At 46.8% G+C, this 23598-nt stretch carries 15 protein-coding genes and 1 pseudogene; 4 read left to right on the plus strand and 12 right to left on the minus strand.

Annotated features, from left to right (window positions below; translation table 11 throughout):
• Positions 1-170 precede the first annotated feature (170 nt).
• The 5 genes from NSQ22_RS16825 to NSQ22_RS16845 all read right to left on the minus strand — a co-directional run bounded on the left by NSQ22_RS16825 (position 171) and on the right by NSQ22_RS16845 (position 8398).
• Positions 171-3440 carry an S-layer homology domain-containing protein gene (locus tag NSQ22_RS16825; RefSeq protein ID WP_339263913.1) on the minus strand — a complete coding sequence of 1090 codons (3270 nt, stop codon included), beginning with the start codon at positions 3438-3440 and terminating at the stop codon, positions 171-173.
• A gap of 374 nt (positions 3441-3814) precedes the next feature.
• A complete protein-coding gene (locus NSQ22_RS16830; RefSeq protein ID WP_081157576.1) occupies positions 3815-5224 on the minus strand; it encodes an O-antigen ligase family protein in 1410 nt (469 codons plus the stop codon).
• A gap of 3 nt (positions 5225-5227) precedes the next feature.
• Positions 5228-6349, minus strand: a complete 1122-nt coding sequence (locus NSQ22_RS16835) for a glycosyltransferase family 4 protein (protein ID WP_029761373.1) — start codon at positions 6347-6349, stop codon at positions 5228-5230.
• A gap of 12 nt (positions 6350-6361) precedes the next feature.
• Complete coding sequence (locus tag NSQ22_RS16840; protein WP_011888237.1) at positions 6362-7099, minus strand: WecB/TagA/CpsF family glycosyltransferase; 738 nt, start codon at positions 7097-7099, stop codon at positions 6362-6364.
• Positions 7100-7105: 6 nt separating this feature from the next.
• Positions 7106-8398, minus strand: coding sequence for a nucleotide sugar dehydrogenase (locus tag NSQ22_RS16845; RefSeq protein WP_029761374.1), 1293 nt, complete (start codon positions 8396-8398; stop codon positions 7106-7108).
• Between the two features lie 178 nt (positions 8399-8576).
• On the opposite strand from NSQ22_RS16845, the gene csaB reads away from it, so the two are divergent.
• The 3 genes from csaB (at position 8577) to murJ (ending at position 12475) form a co-directional block, all read left to right on the plus strand.
• Positions 8577-9704: a polysaccharide pyruvyl transferase CsaB gene (gene csaB / locus NSQ22_RS16850; RefSeq protein WP_035498472.1), complete on the plus strand. Its 1128-nt coding sequence runs from the start codon at positions 8577-8579 to the stop codon at positions 9702-9704.
• Positions 9701-10876 (plus strand): glycosyltransferase family 4 protein, encoded by a 1176-nt coding sequence (locus NSQ22_RS16855; protein WP_011888240.1) that lies wholly within the window; start codon positions 9701-9703, stop codon positions 10874-10876. Before csaB ends, NSQ22_RS16855 begins: the two co-directional genes overlap by 4 nt.
• A gap of 66 nt (positions 10877-10942) precedes the next feature.
• Positions 10943-12475 (plus strand): murein biosynthesis integral membrane protein MurJ, encoded by a 1533-nt coding sequence (gene murJ, locus NSQ22_RS16860; RefSeq protein ID WP_029761376.1) that lies wholly within the window; start codon positions 10943-10945, stop codon positions 12473-12475.
• A 113-nt stretch (positions 12476-12588) separates the two neighbouring features.
• Here the strand turns inward: murJ and NSQ22_RS16865 are convergent, their stop codons facing one another.
• Positions 12589-14475, minus strand: a complete 1887-nt coding sequence (locus NSQ22_RS16865; protein WP_011888242.1) for an S-layer homology domain-containing protein — start codon at positions 14473-14475, stop codon at positions 12589-12591.
• A 658-nt stretch (positions 14476-15133) separates the two neighbouring features.
• Between NSQ22_RS16865 and NSQ22_RS16870 the strand changes: the two genes are divergently transcribed.
• Complete coding sequence (locus tag NSQ22_RS16870; RefSeq protein ID WP_029761377.1) at positions 15134-15316, plus strand: T9SS type A sorting domain-containing protein; 183 nt, start codon at positions 15134-15136, stop codon at positions 15314-15316.
• A 169-nt stretch (positions 15317-15485) separates the two neighbouring features.
• Here NSQ22_RS16870 and NSQ22_RS16875 read toward each other — a convergent pair whose 3' ends face one another.
• The 6 genes and pseudogenes from NSQ22_RS16875 to NSQ22_RS16900 all read right to left on the minus strand — a co-directional run.
• A complete protein-coding gene (locus NSQ22_RS16875) occupies positions 15486-17405 on the minus strand; it encodes a S8 family serine peptidase (RefSeq protein WP_029761378.1) in 1920 nt (639 codons plus the stop codon).
• Between the two features lie 113 nt (positions 17406-17518).
• Positions 17519-18934, minus strand: a complete 1416-nt coding sequence (locus tag NSQ22_RS16880; protein ID WP_029761379.1) for an N-acetylmuramoyl-L-alanine amidase — start codon at positions 18932-18934, stop codon at positions 17519-17521.
• 175 nt (positions 18935-19109) lie between these two features.
• The gene (locus NSQ22_RS16885) at positions 19110-19517 is read right to left on the minus strand and encodes a hypothetical protein (RefSeq protein ID WP_035498466.1); all 408 of its coding nucleotides are present in this window, start codon (positions 19515-19517) and stop codon (positions 19110-19112) included.
• Between the two features lie 80 nt (positions 19518-19597).
• On the minus strand, positions 19598-20743 hold the full coding sequence (wecB, locus tag NSQ22_RS16890) for a UDP-N-acetylglucosamine 2-epimerase (non-hydrolyzing) (protein WP_011888247.1): 1146 nt from the start codon (positions 20741-20743) through the stop codon (positions 19598-19600).
• A gap of 677 nt (positions 20744-21420) precedes the next feature.
• Positions 21421-22830: a peptidoglycan-binding protein gene (locus NSQ22_RS16895; RefSeq protein WP_339264652.1), complete on the minus strand. Its 1410-nt coding sequence runs from the start codon at positions 22828-22830 to the stop codon at positions 21421-21423.
• Positions 22825-23304 (minus strand): annotated as a pseudogene (locus NSQ22_RS16900) (peptidoglycan-binding protein); the annotation flags it as partial. The pseudogene NSQ22_RS16900 and the gene NSQ22_RS16895, both read right to left, overlap by 6 nt.
• Between the last annotated feature and the right edge of the window lie 294 nt (positions 23305-23598).

Raw genomic sequence — 23598 nt, forward strand, 5'->3', positions numbered from 1 at the left:
GCATAACAGGTATACAACCCCTATTCCTTTCGGAAACTTGGGACTTTCTATGACTTTCCGTTCAAAATCATAATATATATTGAAAATCAGACTTGATACAGATATTGAAAAAAGAAGAGCTCCGCAGAGATTTCTCTCTGCAGAACTCTTCAAGATATTTCACACTATTATTAATTCAAGTCGATTGTTACAGTAGCAGTTGTATTAACTGAAGTATCTTTTACGTTAGAAACTGTAACATCGGATGTAAATGTTGCTGTTGTAGAAGCATTTGTATTTCTAACAATTAAAGTTTTACCAGACCAAGTAAATGTTAGATCAGAAGCTGCTACTCCAGTTACGTTAGCTTTAATTGCATTTTCTACATCTGTCTTAGATGCATCTGCTAATGGTTCGCTGAATGTAATAACAATATTTCCACCTGCAGGAATTGTTTTTGCGCTTACTGTAGGTGAAGCTAAAACTGCTACTTTATCTACAGCAGTAACTGTAGTTGTTTCAATTACGTTACCAGCAACATCTTCAAGACCTTTGACAGTAACTTTAGGTGCTTGAGAAGCTGTTGCAGGGTCTTTTGCTTCTACAGTTAAAACAGCTGTATCTGGTGTTCCTGCAGCAATAGACGCAGCTTTAACAGTGTAACCTTCCACTTCAAATAATGAAGCGGCAGCAGCACCTGATGCAGTTAATGGTGCCATATCTTCACTAAATGTAATTTCAATTGTATCCACTAAACCATCTGAATCACTATTATCTAAGGCTTCTACTTTAGCAACAGCATCAGTAGCTGCATTAGCATCATGATCATACTTAGCAATTACAGGTTTTGCTTTGTCTGCAAAATTAGCAGCAGCTATAGTGATAGGAGTACTTAAATCTGTACCAAGAATTGTTGTAAGTCCTTGAGCAAGTACTTTTAATTGAGCACCACTAGCAACAGCAAATGTACCATTTGTATTGAATGTATTAGGAGCAAATGTAGCTACTACTTTTGCTACTGCTTTTTTGCTACCATCGTTCAATGTTACAACTTGGTTAGTATATGTTGCAGCTGTAGCTGTAGCAACGTCGGTTGTTCCAGTAGCATTTTGAATTTTAATCTTAGAAGCATCTAAGCCTGATAAGTGTCCATCTACATAGAACTCAACTTTTGAATCAGAAATAACGTTTAATTGCTTAGAAGCAGGCATTATATCAGATTTTAATGTAGCACCAGAAGTTCCACCTGCTAATACTGTTAACGCACCGTCAGCTGTGCCTGCATAGTTTGTAGCTAATTGGAAGTCTGTGAAGTTACCAGCAGCATCAGCTACGCGACCAATATCTACAGTTACAGATGTAATCGTATTAGGTAAAGTAATAACAACAGATTTATTGTCACTTCCTAGTGCAATTGAAGCACCTGTAATATCGGAAAGTTTTTGTTTTGGACCACCGTTAACAGCTAACTTATATAGAGATTTGTCGAGGATAGAACCTTCACCAGAAGTTCTCATCGCTTCGCTAAATGAAATAAATACTTGTTTACCACCAACGCCACCAAATGTTACAGATGTTAAAGATGGAGGCGTAATGTCTGCGATTCCTAAAGATAAAGTAGTTTCTGCAAGTTTGTTTTGCTCTACACTTAAATCTGTAATTTTATTTGCTAACACTTTTAATGTATAAGTACCTTCAAGCGCTTTTGAAGGAGTTAACTCATACACTAAACCATTTGTATTTGGTTTTACTGTAATTGTAGAGATATTTACTTTGTTTCCATCAGCATCTTTTAATTCATAAGCATCAAGTACATCTGCACCTTTTACTGGTTCGCTGAATGTTACTTCAATTTTTCCAGTTTGTTTGTTGAATTCAACTTTTGTTACTGTTGGAGCAGTATTATCAGCATTTACTGTAAAGTCGATTGAAGTAGCAGCAAATTTATTTTCATAAGCATCTTGAATTTGCTTTCCATCAGCTTTTACATAGCTCACTATTAGCTTATGAGAACCCGGTGTTACTGGTGAACCAAAAGTAACAATGATTCCTTTTTCGTTTGCCGGATCTGCAGTAGCAGTTCCTTTAAAGCTACTATTACCAGCATAGTCTAAATAGTATTCTACGTTAGAATCACTAAAGTTAGAAACTGGTTTGTTGAATTCAACAAATACTTTGTTTCCTTCAACTTTCTTAACAGTCGCTGTAATAGCAGTAGTGTCTTTTTGTACTTTAAATGCAACATCTTGAGGTGCTACTTTAAAACCAGCATAATCAACAATGCCAGTGCCTACATTTAACGTATAATCGCCATCCGCAAGTTTAGAAGAAGTGATAATACGTACTACGTTCGGAGAAAGTTTAGGATTTTCGACACGAGTTTCTACATTAAAGCTGTAAGCACCTTTATTAATACGCAATGCAGAAGTTAGAGCTAATTTAGATGTAGATGTTACAGGTTCAGAAAATACTACATCAAATTGATCTGGAGCTACTTGTTTAACTCCTAGAATTGTAGGAACCGTGTTGTCAAATACTTTTACTTCTCGAGTTTCTTTTGGAATTGCTTTTCCGTCTGCAGTTAAGATGTTATCCACAACTACATTCAGAGTTTCTTGATTTAAAGGCGTTGGAGTATAGCTAGCATCTAAAGTTAAGATAACTGTCTTTTTATCTTCGCTTAACTCAGCTTTACCAGCAGATTTAACTAATTCCACACTATCGTTAACTTTTTTAACAGAGTAGTTACCTAAGTTTTCAGCAGATTTGACATCTAACTCTTTGTTAAATTTAATTTCAATTTGATTTGTGTTAATCGCACTTACCGACACAACTTCCGGATCAACATCAACATTCAAGTTTGCCGCGCGATATACAAAGCGCGCAAAGTCACCGCGCGTGATGTTTTCGTACGCGCCGAAGCTTGTTTCCGTTTTACCGCTCGTTACGCCGTTGTCATAGAGCGCTTTAACGAACGGAGCCCACGTTGCGTTGACGTCCGTGAACGGAAGCGCGTTGTCGTTTTGTTTTTCTAATTTATAAGCGTTGGCAATGATTTTCGCCATTTCGACACGAGTCAGGTTGTCGTAGGCACCAAATTTGCCCTCGCTTTTCCCATTCAAGATGCCCGCTTCAACCAACGCGTTGACGTATTTCGCACGGTCTTTCGGTACATCCGTGAAACCAGCGTCTTTTGCGTTGTCTACATCAAGTTTCAATACTTTCGCCAAGATCACCGCTGCATCCAAGCGAGTGATTTGTTCGTAAACGCCGAATTGCGTTTCTGTTTTACCGTTTGTTGCACCTGTCGATACTAAGAAATCGACCGCATCTTTGTATTGCGGCGCAACGTCAGTAAATCCTGCAGCTAAAGAAGCAACAGGGGCTACCGCAGATGCAACCATGGCTGCTGTTGCTGTCGTTGCAGCAAATTTGCGATAGGACTTAGGTTGATAAGCCATGAATGATTTCCTCCCCGTTTTGCATATATTTTTATTTTTATAGTGAATCGAAGGCATCAGGATAATTAGCATGCCTGTGCCGTTCGATTAGCTAACGAGATCAGGAGCACAGCCTCATGCGATGATGATTAACCCACGAATATCAACCCACATGAGTATGTATATTAGCACGATAAAAAATAATTCTATCGTACAACCCACAAAGGCCAAAACTCCCAAACTCAACTACTATTCTATCAAAAACATAGGATTTTTCAACTGTTTTTTACAAAATTCTCATCATGTTGGGCGATTAGGAAATATATAGGTCACAAACACTATTATACAATAAACCTAAAAATTGTAAATGTATTTAGTAAAAAAATACGCAGACTTTATGCCTGCGTTCTTGACGACCGGGCGCTGGCCTGATGGACGAACGCCATGGCCAGCCCCGAGATAAGCCAAAAGATCGTATTCAACTGTGGGATGAAAATTAAGTTGTTCGATAAGTTTTGCACGATAAAAGTAGCACTGCCAGCGATTAAGGCGACGGTAATAAGTTTACCTAGGCGATCGGATGACGCGAAGTAAAGACGAAGCAAGTACCCATAATAAACAACGTAAATGGCAACAAAAGCAATTAAGCCAAGGAAGCCGGTTTCCGCCCCCACTTTTAAGTACGAGTTATGGACGGAATATTGATCATGGCCAATATACAGCTCCGGATATTTCGTGACATACTCTTTATAGCGAACTAAATAGTTACCGATGCCGACACCGATGACCGGATTTTCTTTCATCATCACCCAGCCTGTCTTCCAAAGGGTGACGCGGGAAACGACAGCGCGGTTGGTCGTCTCCTCGTCTTGGGTTGCTTCTTCATCATCAGGCTCTTCATCCAAAAATCCACCGTCTTCATCGCTGCTGTTTCCATCGACATGATTGGTCGAGTCACTGTGCAAGTGACGGCTAATGATTTTTTCCATCGCGTAAACTGCTGAGTAAGTACGTGATTGCACATCTGGCATGAAATACACAATGGTTAAAAGCACCGCGAACGATATGAGAATGTGTGGGCGGATGACGTTTTTGAAGAACGTTTTCGGCATGAGCAGAATAACAAGCACCAATCCACCAAGCATAGAGACCCAAGCAGCACGCGTGTAGGTCAAGACAAGGTTGATGACATAAATGGCGTATACGGCAAACGTCAGCAATTGCACTTTTTTGTCACGCCAATAGACAACGGCGAATAAAAGCAACGCCGGAATGACGAGATTGAGAAACGACGCGTAATAGTTCGGATTGACAAGGGTAGAGTCAACGCGCCCTTTCGCTTCTTTCAAGGCGTATAGTCCCGCTGTGTTAAGCGAAATGTCGAAAATGTACTGGATGATCCCATACACGCCGACAAGCAGGGCAGAAAGTCCGAACGATTGGGCAAAGCGCACGTATTGCTCGCGGGTAAATTGGACTTTGACGACAATGAAAAACAAAACGACATACGACAGATAGCGGGCAAGCTCCATGATGGCCGGAGCAAGGCTAGCCGCTTTCACTAACGAGACGATAGCGATGAGCAAAAAGGCAATAAATGCCAACAAGATCGGCCTCACCGGAAAATCATTCAGTTTGATTCGTCTCTGCCTATAATCGACTAGCGCTGCCAACGTGATGAGCGGAATCATCACAACTTCGGCGGAAAGCGGCAGTGGGCCGATATACATTTTGTACGAAACGAGCGGAATGAGAAAAAGCGCCAATAAGACGGCGTAGTATGTGAACGGTTGTCTAACTCGCATCGTTTAAACTCCTTTTTTCCTAGTTCGATAGATGGCCAAGACGCGCTCGTACGTGGCCATCGTTTCTTCATATAAGCGCTGTAAAGAAAAATGGGTAGAGGCATGTTCATACAGCCGTTTCCCCATCGTTTTCAGCTCATGCCTTCGGCTGCGCGCTTCGCGCATAGCTTGAGCAAGCGCAGCGCGATCGCCAACTGGGACGATCCACCCCATGTCGCTAGAGGCGATGAGTTGGCTTACTCCGCCGACATCGGTGGAGATCACCGGCAAACGTTCATTGGCCGCCTCAAGCAAGGCGAGCGGAAAGCTTTCGCTATAAGAAGCCATTAAGGCCACATCAGACAGCGCGTAAATGTCCGCCACATCGCGGCGAAACCCGAGAAACTGCACTTGACGCCCGATGCCGCTTTGCGTTGCTTTTTCACGCAATTCGGATGCCAGCGGGCCATCGCCAACAACAAGCAGCTTCATATCGGGATCGGAAAGCGAGGCGAGGGCTTCAAAGACGAGGGCATGTCCTTTAATCGGGTGAAGGCGGGCGACCATGGCAATCACCAAATCGTCTTCCCGAAGCCCGAGATCAGCGCGCTGCAACATGTGCGGACGGGGGGCATCATCAAAGTCGATGCCGTTGTAAATCGTTTGAATTCGTTCAGCGGCAATGCCGAGCTCCATCAAACTTTCTTTAAACCGTTCCGAGACGGCAAAAAAATAGTCTACCTTCTGAAGTGCCCACACGTTGAGGCGGGTAAACCATTTTCCTTTCCATCCTGATTTCATAAAATCGAGGCGCGGATCGCTATGGACAGTCGTCATCCATGGGATGGCGATTTTCCGTTTGATGAGCGCGCCGTACAAATTGGCGCGCGGCCCATGTGTATGCAAAATATCGAAACGTTCGCGACGAATGAGCGCAACAAGCTTCGATAGCACGGACAAATCATAGCGGGATGATTGGGCAAGAAGGCGCACATCGATCCCCGCTTGACGCGCCTCCGCAGCGAGCGGCCCATCTTGGAACACGACGAGTGTCGCGGTACCCGGGGCAAACTTCGATAAAAGGGTGACGACATGTTTGCGTGACCCTCCTGTTTCCCCGCCGCTAATGACGTGCAACACGTTCACCGTCATCTCTCCCTAGCAGCCGGACTCGCCGGCTGTGCGTTTTTCGGTCAGTACTTTCCAAAGAAATTTCGGCAAGGCGAGCTGCCGTTTGAACCGTTTTGGATCGGTGACGAGCCGGTACAGCCATTCGAGGCCAAGCGTTCGGAACAATTTTGGCGCCCGTTTGACATGTCCGGCAAACACGTCAAAGCTCCCGCCGACTCCTTGAAACACTTTCACGTTGAGCCGATCCATGTGCGCTCGGATCCATAGCTCTTGTCTCGGGCTGCCAAGAGCGACAAACAGTATATCGGCGTTTGCCTCATTAATGGCTTGAACAACCGCTTCATCATCGTTCACATACCCGTTCATGTAACCAGCAATGCAAAGACGAGGGTATTTCGCTTCGAGGTTTTCTTTCGCTTTTTTCACGACCTCTTCTTTGGCACCATACAAAAAGACGCGATATCCTTTTTCCGCTGCCCGAGCGATGAGCCGCTCCATCAAGTCGATGCCCGTCACCCTTGATGCGAGATGCCCGCCTTTTAACTTCGAAGCCAACACGACACCGATGCCGTCCGGAATCTGGTACGTCGCCGTGTTAATGAGCTGTTTTAGTTCATCATTTTTGCCTGCAGCGATCACTTTTTCCGGGTTGACGGCAATAATCGTCGATTTTTGGCCGGCTTCCATCCGCTTTTCGATATCAGCAAGAATGTCGTCATACGTTAAGGTGGAGACGTACACCCCTAAATATTGCTCTTTTTCCATAGCTGATCATACTCTCTCCGGTGGTTGTTCTTGAATAGCTTGGACGACCGATAAATGGCCGATTTGATATACCGTCACGTCTTCATCGTCAAGACCGATGCAATTTTTCGTATCGAAGATGACCTTGGTTTTCATCGACGCCAATTCCTCGGCTGTTAGTGTTTTGAATTCGTTATGGTCAGCTAAGACAACGACAAGATGTGCCCCATCGAGTGCTTCCTCTTTCGTAGAAAGCGGAAACGGCACTTGCGACGGCTTAACGTGCGGGTCGTAAGCACGGACGTCAAACCGCTCGTTCCGCCGCAGCTCTTCGTAGATTTCAATGGCCGGGCTCTCGCGCACATCGTCCGTATTGCCTTTGTACGTTAAGCCGAAGACGGCGATGACCGGCGCTTCGAGTTCCGCCGTCATGCGTTTCACTTGCTCGACGACAAAGTGTGGCATCGAGTTATTAATGCGGCGCGCCGTTTGGATGAGCTGCGACTCTTCTTTCGCCTTTTCGACGATAAAGTACGGATCAACGGCCAAGCAATGCCCACCGACACCAGGGCCTGGCAAATGAATATTGACGCGCGGGTGTTTATTGGCAAGCTCGATGACTTTATGAGCATTGACGCCGACACGTTGCGCGATTTTTACGAGTTCATTTGCTAAAGCGATGTTGACATCACGGAACGTATTTTCCATTAATTTCGCCATTTCAGCAGTCACAGCTTCCGTCTCAATCACTTCGCCTTTGACGATCGCCCGGTAGACGTCGGCTGCTTGTTTTGCTGCCTCTTTCGTGACACCGCCGACGATTCTTGTGTTCTCGACGAGTTCAATTAAAATGCGGCCCGGCAAGACACGTTCTGGGCAATGAGCCAAATACACATCTTGCTCCGGGTCAAAACCGTGCTCGCGAATGATCGGTGCGACGACATCGTCCATCGTGCGTGGTGGAATCGTCGATTCAACGATGACGACGTTTCCTTTCCGCAAATATGGCGCTACCGATTTCGTCGCTTCAATAACGTAGTCGATGTTGGCAGTATAATCGTCATGAATCGGTGTCGGAACGGCAATGATGAACACATCTGCCTCTTCCGGAGCGAGCTGCGCCCGGAATTTCCCTTCTTTGACGACCCGGTTGACAAGTTCGGCTAATCCTGTTTCTTCAATATGAATGTTGCCGCTGTTGATCGTTGCAACGACGGTTTCGCTCACATCCACGCCGACAACGTCAAATCCAGCAGCGGCAAATATTGCTGACGTCGGAAGTCCAATATAACCTAGCCCGACGACACACACTTTTTTCATCGTGAAAACCTCTCTTTTTGTAAACTAGAATTACCTTTTTTCGAGCTTTTTCGACCAATCACGTTATAGTATAACAAACCATCATCCATTTTGCATCATTGAATCTATAATAGGCAAATGCTACAATTAAGGTTGATTTTTGTGGAACGATGTTCGTTTAAGAGGAGGAGTTATGTCGTTGAAAATTGTCATCTCTGGCTTTTATGGACTTGGCAATACGGGAGATGAAGCCATTTTAGAAGCGATTATCGACAATCTTCGAGCCGAATTGCCGAACCCGGATATTACTGTGTTTTCCCTGTCTCCCGAACAAACAGCGAAAGCGCATGGGGTGAAAAGCGTATACCGTGGATGGCGCCATGATAATAAAGGAAAAATTCGGGCGCTGCGCGAAGCCGATTTATTAATCAGCGGCGGTGGAGGGCTGCTTCAAGATACGTATCCAACACGCTTTTTGTTCGGTCCGCTTCCTTATTATTTATTAATTGTGTTTTTAGCGAAGTTGTGCGGGACGAAAGTCATGTTTTTCTCGCAAGGGATCGGACCGGTCAACACGACGTGGGGAAAGATTTTAATGAAAGTGTTTGCCAATATGGCTGATTTTATTACTGTCCGCGATGCGTATTCGAAACAGTTGCTTCACGAGCTAGGCGTGACAAGACCAGAGACGGTCGTCACCGCTGATATTGTCTTTGCTTTTCATCATAAGGAAGATAATGCTTGCCTTGAAAGCCTTCCGCTTCGTGGCGATGAACAGCTCGTCGCCGTATCGGTGCGTCCGTGGCTTGATCAACGCGACTATTATGGAAAAATCGCCCGCGCGCTCGATCAGTTGATCGAACTCGAGGGCATTACGCCGGTCTTCGTGCCGATGGAAGGACATCATGATGTGCGTGCATCTGAGCGAGTCGTCGAACAAATGAATCATCGGTCCGCTTGTCATATTCTCGGCCCAGATTTTACACCGAACCAATATTTACATTTTATTAGCCGTTGCCGTTTGACGATCGGCATGCGTTTGCATTCGCTCATTTTTTCGGCCTTGACAGGCGTCCCGCATATCGGTCTCAGTTATGACCCGAAAGTGGAGAGTTTGCTGAAGCGGTCCGGCATGTGGGACTATTCGTTCCGTCTGGAGGAGATCGACGTTGATCGGCTCGTGAACAACGCCCGGTATATGCTCGCTGAGCGTGAAGCCGTCAGTGCGGTTGTTCAAAACAACGCCAAGCAAATGCGTCAGGAGGCCATGGAAAACATTCGGCTGTTGAAAGAAAAATTTTTCCCGCAAGGAGAAGATCGCCGATGAATATTTTGCTAGCAACTGTCTTTGACTATCCGCATGCCGGAGGGTTATCCACCCATGTAACCACATTGAAAGCTGGGCTTGAGGCACGGGGGCATCGTGTAGACATCGTTTCATTCAGCGATGTTCCCCCAGCCAAGCAAATGGTGCTGGCTAAGGGACCAAGCTTTTTGCTGAATAAAGTGTCAAAAGGAACGGGCATTATTTGGAGCCATGCAGTGAGACAGCGGCTTCTTTCCCGTCTCATCGCCGACAAAGCCGCTAACGAGCGATATGATGTGATCAATGCCCAAGAAGTGTTTGCGACGTTGGCTGCACTGCCATCTGGCATCCCGACGGTGACGACCGTGCACGGCTACATGACGTACGAAGCCATCAGCCGAGGTGCAGTGGTGGAGGGAAGCGAACAGGCGCAGCACTTATTGGAGAAAGAAATCGAGGCGTATACGAAAACGCGGAAAATTATTACCGTTGACCAACGCATTAAAAAGTATGTGCGGGAAAAAGCCGGAGTGGAAGCGACCGCCATTCGCAACTTTATCGATGTGGATCGATTCAAACCAGAGAAATCGAATCGACTCGCCTACCGGAAAAAACACGGGTTGCCTGAAGACGCGGCTGTCATTTTTGTGCCAAGACGGCTGACGAAAAAAAACGGGGTCATTTATCCAGCGATTGCCTTGCCACACGTATTGGAAAAATACCCAAACGCCATGCTCATTTATGCCGGAATGGGCGAAGCGTACGAGGAGCTGAAGTCGCTCATCGAACAGCAAGGGCTGAGCGAAAAGGCGAAGTTGCTTGGCGCTATTCCGCATGAGACGATGACCGAGTATTATGCCCTCTCGGACATTGTACTTGTTCCAAGCGTCCACTCCGCCGGAGTGGAAGAGGCGACATCCATTTCTGCCTTAGAAGCCATGGGATCAGGGTCGCCGCTCATCGCTTCAGCGGTCGGGGGCTTGAAAGAGATCGTCAGCCACCGGCAAGACGGCCTACTCGTCGAGGAAAAAAATGTGGATGAACTCGCTCAAGCCATCATCGAACTACTCGATCATCCGGAGTTTGGACAACAACTGGCACAAGCAGCGAGACGGAAAATCGAAGACGAATATTCCCACTTATCAGCAGCGAAAAAGTACGAAGACATTTATCGAGCCGCGCTGGCGCCATAACATCACGGCCGTCTCTTTGTCATCAGGGACGGCCTTTTTCAATTTTGAATGAAGGAAGTGACACGCATGCCCTCATTAAAACGGACGGCGATTTGGATCACGCTGCTCGCCCTCGTCGTTAAAGTAGCTGGTTTTTTGCGAGAAAGCATTATTGCTAAGGAGTTCGGCGCCAATGAATATACGGATGGCTACTTATTGGCGTTTTCGTTTATTACGCTCGTGTTAGCTGTCATTTCAGTCGGATTCAATAACGTCTTTCTCCCGTTGTACGTTCAAGCGAAACAAAACAATCCTAAAGCAGCGGAGCGAAACGCGAATGGTATTATGAACGCCACTGTCGCCATTTTTTTGCTCGTTGCCGTTCTCGGTTATTTACTGGCTCCCTCCTTCGTCCCAGCCATTTTTGGACGAATGGCAGCTGTTACTGAATCGGTGGCGATCCACATCACGCAAATTTTCTTTTTGTTTATGGGCGCCATTGCCTTAAACGGTATTTTAGATTCATATTTGCAAGGGCGGCGCATCTTTGTTCCATCGCAAATTTCGAAGCTGTTAGCTACTCTGATGGGCGCAGTGTTTGCTCTGTTGTTTTCCGATGTGTGGGGCATTTACAGCCTTGCTTACGGGTTTGTCTTTGGAATTATGTTAGGCATTGTCCTAATGTTTGTTTATTTGTATCGGAGCGGTTACCGATGGACGCCGACGTTGTCCATCGATCCCGATTTTCGACAGACGTTTTTGCGCCTGCTCGTCCCTTCGCTATTGAATGCGTTCGTCGGGCAAATGAACATGTTCATTGATAAAATCTTCGCCTCGGGCACAATCGAAGGAGCAGTCACGTATTTGAATAATGCCTCGCTGCTCGTCAGCATCCCGCATACGATTTACGGCACGACCGTCGCGGCGATTTTGTTCACATTACTTTCCGAACAAGTGGACAAGCCGCGCCAATTTCAACAAACGTTTTTCACCGGCATGGAGCTCTCTCTCATCACGTTAATGCCGGTAGCGGCCGGGCTGTGGGTGATCGGTGATGCTGCGATTGCGATCGTCTATGAACGCGGCCAGTTCACGGAAACGGACACATACCGCACCTATGTCGCCCTGCTCTTTTACTTGCCGCTCATTGTCACTCAAGGGCTGCAATATATTGTCGCCAAGTCGATGTATGCGAAAGGGAAAACAGCGGTCGTACTGCGGATTAGTGTCACAACAATTGTGTTAAATATCATCCTTAACTATGCCCTCGTTCAATCGTTCGGTTATGCTGGGATTGCGCTGTCAAGCTCGCTCGTTTCTCTCTACTACGTCACCGCCTGCTCAATCGCCGTCTATAAAGAGTTTGAACGCGGGGAAGCGAAAAAATTGATATCCTTGTTGGTCCGCGTCGGCAGCGCAACAGCCATCATGGCGGGATTGCTCTATGGACTGAAAGAAGTGGCCAGCATCCACCAGTGGCCAGCGCTTCTTGCGCTTGCCGTGCTTGTTCCGCTTGGTGTAGCCATTTATATCGCGGGCGTATACGCCCTGTATCGTGAAGGATTTTACCGGTTGCTGCGCACACTCCGCTCGAAACGGAAACCGAAACCGTCGGCATAACGTCCTTCTTCTCAGCCGTTGGCGTTGCCTGCGCCGCCTGAATCGAACAAAGAGGCTCGCCTATCTCCCGACATAGGAAAAGGTGTCTCGAACCTTTCGAGACACCTTCCTTTTTACTTAACGATGGTCAGAGGCGACAATAAATCGCCGCGAATATACGCTTTTTGCGTCGGCAAATCTGGAACGATTTCATACCAGACGTAGCCGTCGGGCTGTTTCGCCGTTGTTCCCACCACCGTCACCGGTGTGTTCGCTTGTTTATATTCATACCAAACTGGCGGAACAACTGCCGGTTGCAGTCGAACATTGACACTTTCAGTGTTCGTCACCATCACTTTATATCGGCCAATGTCTTTTCTGCCTAAAAATTGGTCAGCCTGATACATCCAACCAGCAATTTTTTGCCCCCAATACGGGTCAGAGGCGTAACGGACGTTAAAACCGACTGACTTATCGCCAAGCACGGCACCGTTATAGCGCCAATCGCTTGGATTCGCGTATCGCCCAGCAACGATCGTTTTCGCCATATAATCGATGCACTCTTCGAACGACTTGAACGAATCGGCGCTATTGAGCGGATCGCTGTCATACGCTTTAATGCCGAACAAGTTGTTTTTCGTCTGCGCAAGCTGACTTAATCCCCAATTGCTTTCTAAAATCGCTTGAGCTAGCAAGTATAAAGCATTAACTTGGTACTTCTCTTCCGCCTGTTTAAACGCGGTACCAAGCTCTTTCAATGGGCTTTGAGAACGATAGGCGGCAACAAACCGATTCAGCTCATCGGCGGTATAATTCGTTTTTGTCCGCAACGATAGAACATTGAAATATTGATAGGCCGTACCGACGTGCTGACCAGCTTCATTATAAAACGTATCGCCATCCCAGCTATAGTACTTCTGTCCCACTTGCATAAAAGACGGCGCTTTTCCGTATGTGTAACTCGTATACGTATTGCTCGTCGTGTTGTAAATCACATGAACAAGATTGCCGTTTGTCACTTGGTAATACGATCGCCCTTGCAAAAGCGCTGTCGGAACGAGCAACACATCAGCCTGTTTTACGTACCCGATTGTATCGGCAATTTGTACTTTTACTTTTTCCTCGTCGGCTCCTAAATATTTCATTTCTGTATTTGGCTGAACGTAAGTAAGCGATGTGCTCAAACTAGCATTGTAAATGGTTGTCGTTGAATTTCCAGGAGCTGGTTGAGCAATGGCATAGCCGTTTGCCATTTTCACGATTTTCGTCCCTTGGACGATCACTTGAGTAGCGGGATTGGTTAAGGCCGCTTCAGCTTGAGCAAACGTGGCATACCGCTTTGGCCAAATGACGAGCTCCCCTTTTTCGATCGCCCCAATTTGATAGGCCATCTCCGGTATTTGCTCAGCCCACACTTCGAGCAGGCGGTACAAAAACGCCGCTGCATGTGCCCGCGTTGCTGCTGCTTTCGGGTCAAAACGGAACGTTTTTCCATCCTTATTCGGAATGCCACGGATAATGCCGTAATGAATGCTGTTGGCAATCGCCAACCGCGATGCAGATGAAAGATTGTCAAGATCAGTAAATGAAGAAAAGTCCGCTCTTTGCTTCTCGATTTCCAAATAATCGAACACACGATCAATCATCAGCGCCATTTCTTCTCTTGTAATTTGTTTATATGTACCGAAGGTGCCATTGGAGTACCCTTGGACAAGGCCGGCCGCACTTGCTTTGTAAATGCCATCGGCCAGTGCCGAAGATGGTGAAACATCAGAAAATGAAACAGTTCCTGTCACCTTAGGCAACTGCAACGCTCGCGCAAGGAACGTCGCAAACTGGCCACGCGTCACTGGCTCGTTTGGACGATATTGCCCTTCCGAATACCCTTGGACAATCCCTTGGTTCACCATGGCCCGCATTTCCTTCTCCAACGCGATACCAGTAATATCATCAGCGAACGACACGGAACTGTTTACAAACAATAAACTCAATACAAGAACAAGACTAACGATTCGACGCAATCATTTCTCCTCCCCTATTTATCCTATTTGTAGATTGATAGATCAAAGACTTATGTACTACCCGTGAACTAACGACAAAATGGTTAGTGTTTCGACATAGTCATATTTTAACAAGTATTGCAGATATGTTTATTGCATTTTTATTACATTTACATTAAATTTTTGTTGCTTTTGTAATACTTTCGGAAACAGCAAGAAAAAACATAGGGATTTTATTCAATTATATAGTAATACTTTATGCGATTACTAACTTTCTGAAAAAGGAGAGAAGCTTTGAAAAAACGATATCATTCTCGAATCCTTCTGTCACTAGATATGACTTTTTACGCAGATTGTTAGAGAACAGCCCACCATTCCTGGCACTAGCATCAGTGACAAAAAATCCAACCACTATCGTCCAGCCGCTCAATCTCCCTGGTCTTTCCCCGAACGGCCAAACGAATTCAGCTAATCAGCAAGACGAAGACCGTAACTCCACCGTGCATCACAATGTGCCGTCAAAGTCCGTTGCCTCTTCGAACTCCAAAACAAGGAACCTGTTATAACACCGAATAGATGAATGTATCATCATCCCAAGGGGATGTAGACTATTACAAGTTTACCGCCCGCGAAACGGCCACATATACGATACAAGTTGCACGTTCCTTCTGATCTTGACGTGGTAATAGCGGTCTATAACGCAAACGGAAAACTGATTGCGAAAGGAGATGATTATACAAAAGGCGATGATGAATACCTGACCATCAAACTGTCGAAAGGCAACTATTGGATTAAAGTGGAAGACGCGTTCGGCAACGCAAGCACCAGTCCGCCGTATAAACTGGGGAGCGAACAACGTTAACAGACAAGTGAAGCGAATCACCGTCAGCAGCTTCCCTTTCCTAGCTAGATGAAAAAAGTGCCCCAAACAGCTGGGACACCTTTTTCCTGTCTATGCACATTCAGCCATAGTTGTGGAACGAGCGGTTATTTTGCGAGAAGAAACAATCTGCCCAACCAACCTCTTCGTTTCACCGAAACCGCTCGTTATCGGCACGAGCCGTAAAGACAAAAAATTCAAGTCGTTTGACAAACTGATATGGCCGAAACGTTCCATCGGGATATCCTTCCGCGATTCGGGCGGCAGCGAGCTTGGCGATGGCCTCATGCCCGGTCACTCTTGCCGTCACATCTTTAAACATCATCGATGAACCGCCCGGCAGTGGATAAGCCCGCGATAAAATGATAGCTGTCTCAGCACGCGTAATCGGCTGCTGTGGTCGAAACGTTCCATCCGGATACCCGTTGATCAGCCCGCGCTCATAGGCGGATTGAATGTAACCAGAGGCGAAATCGGATGAAGCAACATCGCGAAACACCGTCGCTCGCTTTGTCGCATCAAGATGCAGCGCCCGACCAAGCATCACCGCTACTTCGGCACGCGTGATCGTATTATAAGGCTGAATCGTTCCATTGTTATAGCCGGACACTATCCCTCGGCTTGATAAGTAGGCAATCTCCGGCATATACCAAGCGCTCGCTGACACGTCTTTATAATAGGGATCCGGTACGTTCACCGTGATGGGAGCTGTTAATGCTGATTCTGCCCCATCATTGCGTATCGAAGCAAATTCGTACTGGTATGTTCCTTTAACGACATAGTCTGTATACGTCCCCGCTGTTTGCAGCGTTTCGATCTGTTTTCCGTTCCGATATACACGATACCCTTTTACTGCGCTTCCTGACAAGGTGACGGAAAAAGCGACTTCTCCTTTTTTCACCGACAATAGCTTCACTTTCAGCTCGGGCGGTTGGTTGGACACGGCCCGTACGAGTCCATAGCCGTACCACGGATCCCTCCCGGGTGTCCCTAAATCCAAGGCACGATCTCTTAACATTTGGCGCAATTCGATATTCGTCCGCTCCGGATATTGTTGCTTATACAAAGCGAGCACCCCTGTGACAAATGGCGCCGCCATCGACGTTCCAGACATATGCGTATATCCGTCACGACGGCCATCACCGTCAAGAGCAACCGGCACAGTGCTATAAACACCCTCCCCAGGAGCCGCTACTTCGATCGCTGGTCCCGTCGCCGAGTATGGCAACCGAACATTTTCTTTATTCACAGCAGAGACAGCAATGGCACTATCATACTTCGCTGGATATTCGACCGTATCACCTGTGCCGTTAGCATAGCCGTTGTTACCAGCGGCAGCAACGACTAAAATCCCGCTTTCGTACGCTTTCCGAATGGCCGCTTTCAAGGCAGGAGCATCTTCTGGAGCAGCTAAGCTTAAATTAATTATATCTACACGATGCTTCATTGCCCATTCGATGCCTGATAAAATATCGGATACATTTCCCTCGCCGTAACGGTCTAGCACCTTCACTGCATAAATACTCGCATCGGGAGCCACCCCGACCGTCCCGATATCGTTATCTTTTGCCGCAATAATCCCGGCTACGTGAGTGCCATGCCCGTTATCGTCTTGATAGGAATTAGGGCAATAGGACAACACGCAAGCGCCGCCCACTACACGCAAATCCGGGTGCTTTAGGTCAACGCCCGTATCTAAAATCGCGATTTTCACTCCTTTTCCTGTTACACCGTGGGTGTGCATCACGGGCGCTTTCACCTTTTCCACTCCCCAGTCGGTGATCTGGCCATCAATTGCCACCGTTGTATCTTGCTGTACATAATCAACCCCCGGCCAACGGCGTAACAACTCGACAGCCGTAACAGGAAGTGTTGCTGCCACCGCGGGAATCACTTCAAACCGTTTGGTGACATTCCCATGCAACGTTTTCACTGCTTGTTCATCCACTTGTTGTTGAAACACGACAATGACATTGGCAAACAATGGATGAGAAGCAGCAGCTGCACGAACTGGTACTACTGCTGCAACTATAAACACAATACAGATGGTCAACATCCACCACTTTTTCATTATCTGACCCCTCTCCCCAACTCACGCACTAGCTGGGTCAAGCCGCTATGTTTCAGCAGCCAATTCCATAGTCAAAAAACTTCGATGAATCGGAAGGCGCATTGTCTTCGCAGCTACTGAACCCGATCATATAACGGTTGAAAGTTCAAACCGGTTTCTGAGGCATAGTAGTCAAGGATACCAAGATAAATAGCTTTAGCCGCTTGTTCTTGCCAATACGACGATCCAAGCTTCTGTGCATCTTCCTTCCGATCAATAAAACCTAGCTCCACTAATGCAGCGGGCATACTGTTTTCGCGCAATACGTGCAAATTGCCTCTTTTTGTCCCACGGTCAACAGCATCCCATGCCGCGACGAGCCGCTTTTGAATACACTGCGCCAGCTTTTTGCTTTGTTCGACATATGGATTTGTTGCTGCAGCACTATAATAATACGTCTCTGTTCCCGTTCCACCCCCAGCATTCGTATGAATGCTGACAAACACATTTCCTCCCTTCTCTTTCGCAAAGGAGACGCGCTCGCTGAGCGGAATGAATACATCTTTCTCCCTCGTTAGGGCGATGTTAAAGCCCGTACCTTCAAACAACGATTTCACTTTCAGTGCGACATTCAAATTAATATTTTTTTCCACAAGACCATTTGCTGTCGCACCAGGGTCATTGCCTCCATGCCCAGGGTCAATAATGATCGTTTGCGTTTTTACATAGTTTGATAGCGCATCTCCTGCGTCAGGCTGTGAAGCACCCTTGGCCGATAAATAACTGCGACTTACGAAACCTTCTAAGTCTGATGCACGAATATACGCCCAGTTGCCAACAATATGTAAAATATCGACAGACTGTCCTTTATATAATAGACTTACGGCGCTATAACTCGTAGACGGACCGCGTCGGACATTCAATGACGAAGCGTTGACAACGGCTTGACCGATCGGTGTCAGCTCGCCACCATTCACACGATATTGCGGATTGATGGCTCTTGCAACAAATACAGCAAAGTCCGCCCGAATAATCGGCTCATCTTCACCAAATGTGCCATCAGCTTTCCCTTCCGCGATTCCCTTGATTTTCAATTGCTGCACCGCCGTTGATCGTGTAGTTCCGCCAAGCGAATAAGCCCGATTAATGAGCAGGGCCATTTCCCCACGCGTTACAAGTTGATTAGGTCGGAACGTCCCATCTTTGTAGCCGCTGATAATGTTGCGCTCAGCTGCTTCTTGTATGTATCCAGAGGCAAAATTTCCTTTTCCAACATCTTTGAAACGGGTGTCGCGCTGCTTCCCGTCAAAGTTTAACGTCCGCCCAATAATGGCGGCAGCTTCCGCCCTTGTTACATGTTTCGACGGATAAAAATAGCCCGATACACTCCCTAGCACAATTCCCCCTTCGGCTAAGTAATAAATTTCATTTTTTGCCCTGTGGGTCGTGCCCACGTCGTGAAAATACGGTGCAGCCTGCGGATGGCTCATCGGCATCGGCCACACCGCCAGCCATATAAGACAAAAAGAGATAAAAATCTTCTTTGTCATACACCCTGTCTCCCTTTTCGACAAATTTTTTCTCTTATTCTACCATAAATCCTAGATGTCATGAATAGATTTGTAGTACATTTTTCATAAAGTAGTATATTTTTCATAAACAAAAAAAAGCGATGGTCACATATATGTTCGACCACCGCTTGAATGTGTCAACATGCTCTCTCCTCTATTTGCAACTGCCGTGCGGCAAGTGCTCCTGTTCCGTTAATCGACGAATATGATACTTTGCCTCCATTTTACACGTATAGTCAATATCAGCAATCCCCAGCCGGTCAATGAGTCCATTTAACGTTTTGATTTCCTGTTCCGTCGGCGGCTCATTCAATATTTTCCCGATTACTTCATTAATTTTATCCGCTAGTTCCTTATGAAAACGCGGATCGCGTTTGACCGCATCATCTAGCTGGTGAAACCATGATGCATGCTTTTCCGCGTATTCTCGCCAATAAGCCAAAAACTTGTCCATTGCGTATTTTTGCTCATCCCATTGAATCGATTCCATATATTTTTCAAACGCCGATGAAATCGATCTTGTCACGCTAATTTTTACTTCTTTTGGGAGATGGTTCAACATCGTTGCTCTCCTTGACCTCCTCTCTTTCATCAAATTCTTCTGAACCCTTTTTCCCTTCACGGGCAGACACATGTAACCATTTACGGATGAAACGCCTCCGGCCGCTGTGCGGTATAGCCGAAATGGTATAAAATCGCCTCGACGATTCGTTTCGAAGCTTGTCCGTCTCCGTACGGGTTGGATGCCTTCGCCATGGCTTCGTATTCGTTTCGGTTCGTTAAGAGCTCTGACGCCATCTGATAAATCGTATCTTCGTCCGTTCCAGCCAACTTCAGCGTCCCAGCTTCAATACCTTCCGGCCGTTCGGTCGTGTCACGCAACACGAGGACAGGAACACCGAGGGACGGAGCTTCTTCCTGTACGCCGCCGGAATCGGTCAAAATTAAGTACGCCCGAGCAGCAAAGTTATGGAAATCGAAGACATCGAGCGGTTCAATTAAATGAATGCGCGGGTCATCGCCAAGCACTTCAGCTGCCGCTTCCCTTACTGCCGGGTTCAAATGGACAGGGTAGACGACTTGGATATCGTCATATGTTTCGACAAGACGCTTAATGGCCCGGAACATGCCCCGCATCGTTTCGCCAAGGTTTTCACGGCGATGAGCCGTCAACAAAATCATCCGGTCATTACCGATTTTGTTGAGAATGTCGTGGTGGTAATCGTCTTTCACCGTCGTTTTTAACGCATCGATCGCAGTGTTGCCGGTAATAAAGATCGACTCCGGTTTTTTATTTTCTTGGATTAAATTGTCGTACGCTTTTTTCGTCGGCGCGAAGTGAAGATCAGCCATCACCCCGGTCAGCTGCCGGTTCATTTCTTCCGGAAATGGGGAATATTTATTCCATGTGCGCAGCCCAGCCTCGACATGGCCGATCGCAATTTGGTGATAAAAAGCAGCTAAACTAGCGACAAACGTCGTCGTCGTATCACCATGCACGAGCACTAAATCCGGCTTGACTTTCCGCATAATGTCGTCGAGACCTTCTAAGGCGCGAGTTGTAATACCAGCGAGTGTCTGGCGGTCTTTCATAATGTTCAAGTCGTAATCCGGATGAATGCCGAATATTTCCAATACCTGATCCAACATTTGTCGGTGTTGCGCGGTAACGGTGACAATCGGTTCGATCCACTCGGAATGTTTTTGCAACTCCAACACAAGCGGCGCCATTTTGATTGCTTCGGGTCTTGTACCGAAAATCGTCATCACTTTTCGTTTCGTTCCCATCGTTTCACCTGCTTATTCCGATTCATCTATAGTAAAGAAAACCTCAACAAATTACATTACCATAAGTGAGGCGCTTGCTCAACTTTCGGTTTTCCATTTCCAAAAACTCACGGCTCGGAAACACCCTTGCTTCTACCGACATAACTAGCGGCGCTAACCCAACACCAGCGTTTCCCTTTCACCTTATAAGGCCGGTGAAAAAAGATCGCCTCTAACCAGCGTGAGACCCACAAAATGAAAAACTGATGTGACGAAGGTTCTCCCTTTGAGAAGTATTGTTGGAAAGCAGGATGTTTCGTTCCATCGCCATCCTGCTAGAAGAATGATGATTGAATCAAAAACAGAGCACAAAAAGGGGACTTTGATGTTGAAGGTTCTCCGAAACCATCGGTATCAAAAACGGGCGATTTTCACCGGTTTTCTCGACAGCAGTTGGCTGCCAAATGAAAAAGCACGACCCCGCATAAGCAGTTCGTGCTCCATTTCGCTATATCAGTCTGCCGCTGCTAAATCAAACTGCCAACGTCTCGGTTGCGCCGCCGCGCTTTTCCCCTGCCAAAACCGTCGATTCTATCGCTCCAAGTATTCGTGGCTCTAGAAAAACCAGCGCTTTTTTGCTAGTCACGCCATCCATTTTCCGAGCAGCGGAAGGGCCTTCGAAAGAGTCGGTTCATGCACTAATACCGCTTTGCTCCTAAATACCGTTGCTTCCAATACGATTGGTCAAGGCGGCTGATCGTCACACCCGTCGAACTACCGCTATGGATGAACTGGCCATTGCCGATATAGATGCCAGCGTGGGAAGGGCCTTTTTTATATGTCTCAAAAAACACGATGTCTCCAACCGCTGGAGAGGAGACGGGTTTCCCGACGTTCCAAATGTCCGCTACCGTCCGCGGCAACGAAATGCCTTGCTGGGCGAACAAATAGTAGATGAATCCACTGCAGTCAAAGCCAACCTGCGGAGTTTCACCGCCCCAAACGTATGGCTTGCCGAGCAGCTCAGCCGCATCAGCAATCAGTTCCATGACATCGAGTTTGGACGCTGAGGCTTGACCTTTGGATGCTGGAGCTTGTCCGATGAGACGTTCGTACGTTTGGCTATCGACGATGCCGTTCGCCTGAAGTTTGGCATCCTTCTGGAAACGACGGACAGCGTCAGCGGTAATGGTTCCGTAATAACCGGTGATCTCCGGATATGTAAAATAGCCAAGCTGTTTTAAATTCGTTTGAACCTGCTTCACCTTTTCCCCACGCGTACCGGTCTTTAAATAAACAGAAGAACTGCTTTCTTTAGCCGGCGAGGCTGTTTTTTTCTTCACCGCATCTTCAATGCGTCCGAACGTTGTTGAATCGACCGAGCCGGTCACTGGCAGGCCGTTGTCCTTTTGAAAACGACGAACAGCATCAGCGGTAATGGTTCCGTAATAACCGGTGATCTCCGGATATGTAAAATAGCCAAGCTGTTTTAAATTCGTTTGAACCTGCTTCACCTTTTCCCCACGCGTACCGGTCTTTAAATAAACAGAAGAACTGCTTTCTTTAGCCGGCGAGGCTGTTTTTTTCTTCACCGCATCTTCAATGCGTCCGAACGTTGTTGAATCGACCGAGCCGGTCACTGGCAGGCCGTTGTCCTTTTGAAAACGACGAACAGCATCAGCGGTAATGGTTCCGTAATAACCGGTGATCTCCGGATATGTAAAATAGCCAAGCTGTTTTAAATTCGTTTGAACCTGCTTCACCTTTTCCCCACGCGTGCCGATCTTTAAATAAACAGAAGAACTGTTTTCTTTAGCCGGCGGGGCTGTTTTTTTCTTCACCGCATCCGCAATGCGCCCGAGCGTTGTTGAATCGACCGAGCCGGTCGCTGGCAGGCCGTTGTCCTTTTGAAAACGACGGACGGCGTCAGCGGTAATGGTTCCATAATAGCCGGTAGCTGTTGGGTAGGTAAAATAGCCGAGTAGCTTTAAGTTTTTTTGCAGCTCACTGACCTCGGAACCACGTGAACCGATTTTTAACGTCACCGGTGAAGACGATGTAGTGGTTGTCTGTTTGCTAACTGCTTGCCGAAGGCGTTCAATCGTCACGGCATCAGCTTTTCCAGTGACCTTAAGCCCATTCGCTTGTTGAAATTGCTTCACGGCCGCTTCGGTCACTGTTCCGAAATAACCGGTAATCTCCGGGTATTTAAAGTAGCCAAGCTGTTTGAGCCGCTGTTGGAGCACTTTCACATCGTCACCGCGCATGCCGACGGATAATGTGCGAGCCGTTGGGACAAACGCACGTAGCTTCGCGTAGGTCGCGTCATCGACAACACCGGTCACCGGCAGGTTCGCAGCCTTTTGAAACGCCCGCACTGCCTCTTCGGTAATGGGACCAAAATAGCCAGTTGCCTGTGGGTAAGAAAAAAACCCTTTTTCCTTTAATAACTGCTGCAACTCTTTTACTTTTGAGGAACTCATGCCTACTTTCCATTCCGCTGCTTGGCTATCGTCTGGTGCCAAAAAAAGCGCAGAGGCAAAGGCGGTGGCTAATACGACTTTGCTCGACTTCACTTTCATTCCCTCTCCCTTCCCTGTTTTTTCGCTCTTTTCTTTCTGCCGCTGGCGGCAGCGAGTGTGCCGTTTGGCGGAGAAATACGACAAACAGAGCATATTTTTCAGCAAAAACTGACGTTTTCCCCATTTATTTTAAGTATAACGGACTGATGCCTTAGTAGGAAACATTTTTTTGATTGGGAAATAGAGGGGTGAAGGATGACTATCGGATCCTTCTTATTTTAAGTGCAACGATTTTAGGTGTAACGAACTAATTCTTTAGCGTGAAACATTTTTTAATTGGGAAATAGAAGGGAG

Source organism: Geobacillus sp. FSL K6-3411, from assembly GCF_037965715.1.
In the GTDB taxonomy this organism is placed as follows: domain Bacteria; phylum Bacillota; class Bacilli; order Bacillales; family Anoxybacillaceae; genus Geobacillus; species Geobacillus thermodenitrificans.

Excerpts from the sequence above, each read along its gene's own strand:
- NSQ22_RS16825 (WP_339263913.1), bottom strand. The coding sequence starts at position 3,440 with ATGGCTTATCAACCTAAGTCCTATCGCAAATTTGCTGCAACGACAGCA.
- NSQ22_RS16830 (WP_081157576.1), bottom strand. The coding sequence starts at position 5,224 with ATGCGAGTTAGACAACCGTTCACATACTACGCCGTCTTATTGGCGCTT.
- NSQ22_RS16840 (WP_011888237.1), bottom strand. The coding sequence starts at position 7,099 with ATGGAAAAAGAGCAATATTTAGGGGTGTACGTCTCCACCTTAACGTAT.
- NSQ22_RS16845 (WP_029761374.1), bottom strand. The coding sequence starts at position 8,398 with ATGAAAAAAGTGTGTGTCGTCGGGCTAGGTTATATTGGACTTCCGACG.
- NSQ22_RS16855 (WP_011888240.1), top strand. The coding sequence starts at position 9,701 with ATGAATATTTTGCTAGCAACTGTCTTTGACTATCCGCATGCCGGAGGG.
- murJ (WP_029761376.1), top strand. The coding sequence starts at position 10,943 with ATGCCCTCATTAAAACGGACGGCGATTTGGATCACGCTGCTCGCCCTC.
- NSQ22_RS16875 (WP_029761378.1), bottom strand. The coding sequence starts at position 17,405 with ATGAAAAAGTGGTGGATGTTGACCATCTGTATTGTGTTTATAGTTGCA.
- NSQ22_RS16880 (WP_029761379.1), bottom strand. The coding sequence starts at position 18,934 with ATGACAAAGAAGATTTTTATCTCTTTTTGTCTTATATGGCTGGCGGTG.
- NSQ22_RS16885 (WP_035498466.1), bottom strand. The coding sequence starts at position 19,517 with ATGTTGAACCATCTCCCAAAAGAAGTAAAAATTAGCGTGACAAGATCG.
- wecB (WP_011888247.1), bottom strand. The coding sequence starts at position 20,743 with ATGGGAACGAAACGAAAAGTGATGACGATTTTCGGTACAAGACCCGAA.